8 protein-coding genes and 1 pseudogene are annotated in these 6,479 nt (G+C 72.6%); 4 read left to right on the forward strand and 5 right to left on the reverse strand.

Annotated elements, in window-relative coordinates:
- From P1P75_RS38460 to P1P75_RS38470, 3 genes are all read right to left on the reverse strand, one after another.
- A partial coding sequence (locus P1P75_RS38460) for a DMT family transporter (RefSeq protein WP_319264159.1) occupies window positions 1-903 on the reverse strand: 903 nt, incomplete at its 3' end.
- A 74-nt stretch (window positions 904-977) separates the two neighbouring features.
- Window positions 978-1,688 carry a winged helix-turn-helix domain-containing protein gene (locus P1P75_RS38465; protein ID WP_319264149.1) on the reverse strand — a complete coding sequence of 237 codons (711 nt, stop codon included), beginning with the start codon at window positions 1,686-1,688 and terminating at the stop codon, window positions 978-980.
- Between the two features lie 69 nt (window positions 1,689-1,757).
- Window positions 1,758-2,399, reverse strand: a complete 642-nt coding sequence (locus P1P75_RS38470; RefSeq protein ID WP_319264151.1) for a TetR/AcrR family transcriptional regulator — start codon at window positions 2,397-2,399, stop codon at window positions 1,758-1,760.
- Between the two features lie 81 nt (window positions 2,400-2,480).
- Between P1P75_RS38470 and P1P75_RS38475 the strand changes: the two genes are divergently transcribed.
- The 3 genes from P1P75_RS38475 (at window position 2,481) to P1P75_RS38485 (ending at window position 4,677) form a co-directional block, all read left to right on the forward strand.
- Complete coding sequence (locus P1P75_RS38475) at window positions 2,481-3,632, forward strand: acyl-CoA dehydrogenase family protein (protein ID WP_319264153.1); 1,152 nt, start codon at window positions 2,481-2,483, stop codon at window positions 3,630-3,632.
- 58 nt (window positions 3,633-3,690) lie between these two features.
- Window positions 3,691-3,978 carry a YiaA/YiaB family inner membrane protein gene (locus P1P75_RS38480; RefSeq protein WP_319264154.1) on the forward strand — a complete coding sequence of 96 codons (288 nt, stop codon included), beginning with the start codon at window positions 3,691-3,693 and terminating at the stop codon, window positions 3,976-3,978.
- A 72-nt stretch (window positions 3,979-4,050) separates the two neighbouring features.
- On the forward strand, window positions 4,051-4,677 hold the full coding sequence (locus tag P1P75_RS38485; protein WP_319264156.1) for a TetR/AcrR family transcriptional regulator: 627 nt from the start codon (window positions 4,051-4,053) through the stop codon (window positions 4,675-4,677).
- A gap of 19 nt (window positions 4,678-4,696) precedes the next feature.
- Here the strand turns inward: P1P75_RS38485 and P1P75_RS38490 are convergent, their stop codons facing one another.
- Window positions 4,697-5,158 carry a MaoC family dehydratase gene (locus tag P1P75_RS38490; RefSeq protein ID WP_266454581.1) on the reverse strand — a complete coding sequence of 154 codons (462 nt, stop codon included), beginning with the start codon at window positions 5,156-5,158 and terminating at the stop codon, window positions 4,697-4,699.
- 112 nt (window positions 5,159-5,270) lie between these two features.
- Here P1P75_RS38490 and soxR point away from each other — a divergent pair, with 112 nt between their 5' ends.
- Window positions 5,271-5,768, forward strand: a complete 498-nt coding sequence (soxR, locus tag P1P75_RS38495; protein ID WP_319264158.1) for a redox-sensitive transcriptional activator SoxR — start codon at window positions 5,271-5,273, stop codon at window positions 5,766-5,768.
- 558 nt (window positions 5,769-6,326) lie between these two features.
- Here soxR and P1P75_RS38500 read toward each other — a convergent pair.
- Window positions 6,327-6,443 (reverse strand): annotated as a pseudogene (locus tag P1P75_RS38500) (RNA ligase (ATP)); the annotation flags it as partial.
- Between the last annotated feature and the right edge of the window lie 36 nt (window positions 6,444-6,479).

The raw sequence follows: 6,479 nt of genomic DNA on the forward strand, positions 1-6,479 counted from the left end.
CCGGACAGCCGGGACAGCCGGGGACGGCCGGGACACCGCCACCCCGGCCAGGCACAGCGCCCCGCCCGCCAGCGTGAGCACCCCCGGCACCTCGCCGAGCGCCAGCCAGGACATGAGCACGACCAGCGAGGGGACGGCGTACGTCGTCGCGCCCATCCGGCCGGCCGTCGTGCGGGCCAGCGCGTACGCCCAGGTGGTGAAGGCGAGCGCGGTCGGGAACACGCCCAGGTAGACCATGTTGAGAGTGGCCGTGACCGGCGCGTCGGCGGCGTCGGCCACCAGCTGCCCGGCGAACGGCAGGCACATCAGCGCGCCCACCAGGCAGCCGAACGTGGTCACCTGCAAGGCACTGGCCCGCCCCAGCGCCGGCTTCTGCGCCACCACCCCACCGGCGTACGCGACGGCGGCCAGCAGGCACAGCACCACCCCGAGCAGCGAGGAACCGCCCCCGCCCGACATCGACAGCCCGACCGTCACCGCGCCCGCGAACGACACCGCCATCCCGGCCAGCAGCCGCGGCGGCAGCCGGTCGCCGAGGAACCGCGCGCCGAGCAGGGCGATGAGCAGCGGCCCGATGTTCACGACCAGGGCCGCCGTGCCCGCGTCCACCTCCTGCTCGCCCCAGTTCAGCGCCACCATGTAGAAGCCGAACCACAGCACTCCCGAGACAGCGATCCCGCGCCAGGCGGACCGCGGCGGCACCCCCTCCCGCCGGACGAGGCAGATCAGCCCCAGGGTCAGGGCCCCGGCCAGCAGCCGGCCGAGGGCCAGCGCGCCGGGGGAGTACGCGGCGCCCGCACTGCGGATCGACACGAACGCGGAGGCCCACAGCACGACGGTGACCGACGCCGCACCGGCGGCGAGCAGTTCCGTACGGCGCTCAGGGCGACGGGCGGTGTTCATCATGCTCCTCAGTCTGGGAAGTCGAAGGGTGGGCGGGCTCGCGGCTTTCGGACGAGCCGTTCGTGGCGGGCGGCTCACCGCAGGTCCGCCCCGTGGATGCCGAGCAGCTCGCCCAGTGCCCGCTCGCCCGTCGCCGTCACCCGTACCGCCCGCTCGGAGCCGATGCGCTCGCACCAGCCCGCGTCGAGGGCGTGCCGGCACAGGGCGGCACCCGCGACCCCGGCGAGATGGGGCCGCCGCTCCGTCCAGTCGAGGCAGGCGCGGGCCAGCGGACGGCGGCCCGCGCGGTCCAGGGCGATGCCGGCATCGGCGAACCAGCCGAGCCCCGCCCGCGTGAGCGCGAACCCGGTGTCCTGGACGAGCAGCCCGCGCGCGGTGAGGGCGTCGGTGACGGCGATGCCGAGCCGCCCGGCGAGGTGGTCGTAGCAGGTCCGCCCCCGCGCCATCGCGGACCCGGCGCTCGACTCCCGCAGGTTGTGGGGCGGTATCGCCCCGGCGGGGGCGGCCTGGGCGGCCATGTCCTCCACGAGCTGGGCGATCCGCGCGTCGGCGAGCCGTACGTACCGGTGCCGGCCCTGCCGTTCCTCGGCGAGCATCCCGCCGGCGACGAGCTTGCCGAGGTGCTCGCTCAGCGTCGAGGCGGCGACTCCAGCGTGCCGGGCCAGCTCGCCCGCGGTCCAGGCCCGGCCGTCGAGCAGCGCCAGCAGACACGCGGCGCGTGTCTCGTCGGCGAGCAGAGCGGCCAGCCGGGCCAGCAGCGGGGCGCGGGGATCCCTCGTGGTCATGGCTCCAGCATGGGACACGGAAGGTTCGGCGGGCGCCGAAGTGTCCGCGGCCGGATCGTGCCTCGTCCTTCAGGCCGTGCGTCCCAGCCGCTCGTACTGCTGCGCGAGCCCGTCCAGCAGCGCCGCGAGGCCCGTCTCGAAGGCCCGCTCGTCCACCTTCTCCTGCTGGTCGGCGAGCAGATGGGCCTGGCCGAGGTGCGGGTAGTCGGCCGGGTCGTAGGCGCTGCGGTCGTCCACGAATCCGCCGGCGAAGGAGCCGAGCGCGGAGCCCATGATGAAGTACCGCATCAGCGCGCCGATCGAGGTGGCCTGCGCGGGCGGCCAGCCCGCCTCGACCATCGCGCCGTAGACCGCGTCGGCGAGCCGCAGCGCGGCCGGGCGGCGGCCGGGGCCGCGGGCGAGGACCGGGACGATGTTCGGGTGGTCGCGCAGGGCGGTCCGGTAGGAGACCGCCCAGTCGTGCAGCGCGGTCCGCCACGGCCGGCCGTCCTCGAACATCGACAGGTCGACCTGGGCGCTCACCGAGTCGGCGACCGCCTCCAGGATCTCGTCCTTGGTGCGGAAGTGATTGTAGAGCGAGGGCCCGCTGACCCCGAGTTCGGCGGCGAGCCGCCGGGTGGAGAGTGCCGGGAGGCCCTCCGTGTCCACGAGCGCGCGAGCCGTCGCGACGATGCGGTCGATGCTCAGCAAGGGCTTGCGCGGTCGGGCCATGGCGCACATAGTAGGGCTGCGAAGAACAAACTAGCAGTGCTAATTTAAATCCCGATCACATTCTCTGTGGGGTGACGCGCCATGCATCTGGGGCTCAGCGAGGAGCAGGAAGCCGTACGCCGGCTCGCCCGGGACTTCGTCGACCGTGAGATCACCCCGCACGCCGTCGCCTGGGACCGCGCCGAGGAGGTCGACCGGTCCGTCGTGAAGAAGCTCGGCGAGGTCGGCTTCCTGGGCCTGACGATCGACGAGGAGTACGGCGGCTCCGGCGGCGACCATCTCGCGTACTGCCTGGTCACGGAGGAGCTGGGCCGCGGCGACTCCTCCGTGCGTGGCATCGTCTCCGTCTCCCTCGGCCTGGTCGCCAAGACCGTCGCGGCCTGGGGGGACGAGGAGCAGAAGCGGCGCTGGCTGCCGGGGCTGACCTCCGGCGCGTACCTCGGCTGCTTCGGCCTCACCGAGCCCGGCACCGGCTCCGACGCCGGGAACCTCACCACCCGCGCGGTCCGCGAGGGCGACGAATACGTCATCAGCGGCACGAAGATGTTCATCACCAACGGCAGCTGGGCCGACGTCGTGCTGCTCTTCGCCCGCTCCACGGACGCCCCCGGCCACAAGGGCGTCTCCGCCTTCCTCGTCCCCACCGACACGCCCGGCCTGACCCGGCGCACCCTCCACGGCAAGCTCGGCCTGCGCGGCCAGGCCACCGCCGAACTGGTCCTTGAGGACGTCCGGGTGCCCGCGTCCGCGCTGCTCGGCCCGGAGGGCAAGGGCTTCTCCGTCGCGATGTCCGCCCTGGCCAAGGGCCGGATGTCGGTCGCGGCGGGCTGCGTCGGCATAGCCCAGGCCGCCCTGGACGCGGCCGTGCGGTACGCGGGGGAGCGGGAGCAGTTCGGCAGGACCATCGCCCACCACCAGCTCGTCCAGGAACTGCTCAGCGACATCGCGGTCGACGTGGACGCCGCCCGCCTGCTGACCTGGCGGGTCGCGGACCTCGTCGACCGCGGGCTGCCCTTCGCGGTGGAGTCCTCCAAGGCCAAACTCTTCGCCTCGGAGGCGGCCGTCCGCGCCGCCAACAACGCCCTCCAGGTCTACGGCGGCTACGGCTACATCGACGAGTACCCGGCGGGCAAGCTGCTGCGCGACGCCCGCGTGATGACCCTGTACGAGGGCACGAGCCAGATCCAGAAACTGGTCATCGGGCGGGCGCTCACGGGGGTTTCGGCTTTCTGAGTACGTCCTGAGTAGCCGGACGGATGTGGCACGGCCTCACCCGGCGGACCCTTGCCCCATGAGTGACACACCGGTCAAGCAGCAGAGCACGGCCGCCTTCTACGGCCAGGCCGTCGCCTCCTTCGCCATCGCCATGGCGGCCACGTCCATCGGCATCTACCAGCTGGACACGAACGCCTGGGTGCGGGCCTTCCTCGCTATCGCGGTCCTGTACCTGGTGACGTCCGCCTTCACGCTGTCGAAGGTGATCCGCGACCGGCAGGAAGCCGGGCAGATCGTGAGCCGGGTGGACCAGGCCCGCCTGGAGAAGCTCCTCGCCGACCACGACCCCTTCGAAAAGCTCTGAACTGCCCCCTAAGCGGGCGCTCACCTTCGGCGGTATGGTGGTGCTCCGGGTACCGAGAGGGGCGAACGAGCGATGAGTACGGCGCAGGACACGGCCGGCGGCGAGACCGAGCCGTGGGAAGGGGTCACCCCCGACGCGGCCCGGCGACTGCTCGTCGCCGCTGTGGAGGCCTTCGCCGAGCGTGGCTACCACGCGACGACGACCCGTGACATCGCGGGCCGCGCGGGGATGAGCCCGGCAGCGCTCTACATCCACTACAAGACCAAGGAAGAGCTGCTCCACCGCATCAGCCGGATCGGCCACGACCGCGCGCTGGACATCCTGCGCACGGCCGCGCGCGCCGAGGGCAGCGCGACCGACCGGCTCGCGGAGGCCGTCGGCTCCTTCGTCCGCTGGCACGCGGGCCGGCGCACCACCGCACGGGTCGTCCAGTACGAACTGGACGCCCTCGGACCCGAAGCCCGCGCCGAGATCCTCGCGCTGCGCCGCCAGGTCGACGGCGAGGTGCGCGGGATCATCGAGGAGGGCGTGGCGAGCGGCGAGTTCGACGTCATCGACGTGCACGGGACGACGCTCGCGGTGCTGTCCCTGTGCATCGACGTGGCCCGCTGGTTCAACGTGGACGGCCCGCGCACCCCCGACGAGGTCGGCGCGCTGTACGCCGACCTCGTACTGCGGATGGTGGGCGCGGCGAAGTAGCCGTGCCGCGGACCGTCCTTCAGAGGTAGTAGCGGGACACCGACTCCGCCACGCACACCGGCTTGTCCCCTCCCTCGCGCTCCACGGTGAACGCCACGGTGACCTGGACGCCGCCGGGGACGTCGTCGACGCCGGAGATGGCGGCGGTGGCGCGCAGCCGCGAGCCGACCGGGACGGGCGCGGGGAAACGGACCTTGTTCGAGCCGTAGTTGACGCCCATCTTCACGCCCTCGACCGCGATCAGCTGAGGGCCGAACAGGGGCAGCAGCGACAGGGTCAGATAGCCGTGCGCGATGGTCGTCCCGAACGGGCCCGAGGCCGCGCGCTCCGGATCGACGTGGATCCACTGGTGGTCCCCGGTGGCCTCCGCGAAGAGGTCGATCCGCTTCTGGTCGACCTCCAGCCAGTCGGTGTACCCCAGCTGCTCGCCCACCGCCGCCTTCAGCTCGTCGGGCGACGTGAAGATCCTCGGCTCTGCCATGTCTGCGGCCTCTCTCGCGCTCACGGAATTTCTAAGCGACTGCTTAGCATGCTCGGTGCGGGAGGTCATGTCAACGGACCGGGGGTCCGGCGCAGTGGATAGGCTCCGAGGCGTGCCGAAGATTCCAGAGACGATCCACGAACTCACCGTCGGCCAGGTCGCCGCCCGCAGCGGTGCCGCCGTCTCCGCCCTGCACTTCTACGAGTCCAAGGGCCTGATCAGCAGTCGGCGCACGGTCGGCAACCAGCGCCGCTACACCCGTGACACGCTCCGCCGGGTTGCTTTCGTCCGCGCCGCCCAGCGCGTCGGCATCCCGCTGGCCACCATCCGCGAGGCCCTCGCCGAACTCCCCGAGGAACGCACCCCGAACCGCGAGGACTGGGCCCGCCTCTCGGAGACCTGGCGAGTCGAACTCGACGAACGCATCAAGCAACTCAACCGCCTGCGCGACCACCTCACCGAGTGCATCGGCTGCGGCTGCCTCTCCCTCGACTCCTGCATCCTCTCCAACCCGAACGACACCTCGGGCGACCGGATCACAGGCTCCCGCCTCCTGCCGGAACGAAAGCCCGGTCCCACACCGGCCCCGGAGAAGAACCGCTGCGGCTGACCCACCCCGGGCCTGCGCCCCGGCCGGTGCGGCGACCTGGCTCCCCGGCCTGCGGCGGCCTGGGCCGGCCTGTGGTGGCTGGGGCGGGCTCGCGGCGGCCTGGTTCCCGGCCTGTGGTGACCTGGTCCGGCCTCCGGCGACCTGCCTCGGCCTGCGGCGCCCTGGTCTGGTTTGCGGTGACCTGGCCCCCCGGCCCGGGCCGGCCTGTGGTGGCTGGGGCGGGCCCGCGGTGGCCTGGCCCGGCCTCCGGCGACTCCTGGGCGGTCTCGTGTTCGGTGATGAGGTGGTCCAGCACCTCCTCCTCGGACAGTGGTTCCCCGTCCATGCGGCAGGCGGCGGCGAACTCGTGGGCCCAGACGCGACCGGGGGGCAGCGTGCTCGTGCCCACCCCGACTGCCTCGGCCTGCGGCGGCCTGGTCAGGTTTGCGGTGACCTGGCCCCCGGCCTGCTGTGGCCGGCCCGGTCTGCAGCGACCTGCTCCGGCTTGCGGCCACCTGCCTCTGCCTGCGGCCACCCGCCCCGGCCCCGACGCCCGGTCACCCTCACCCCCGAGGTCCCTCACTCGTACTCCGTGCCTCCCTTCCGGGTCAGATACGCCGGACTCACCGCCTTGGCGATGGCCCGCCCTCCGGTCACCGGGCGTAACCGTCCCACGGCCGGCCGTTTAACAACCCCTGTACCTTATAAAAATTTCCAAGCCCACAAAAAAGA

The organism is Streptomyces sp. ID05-39B, assembly GCF_033794725.1.
Taxonomy (GTDB): Bacteria; Actinomycetota; Actinomycetes; order Streptomycetales; family Streptomycetaceae; genus Streptomyces; species Streptomyces bobili.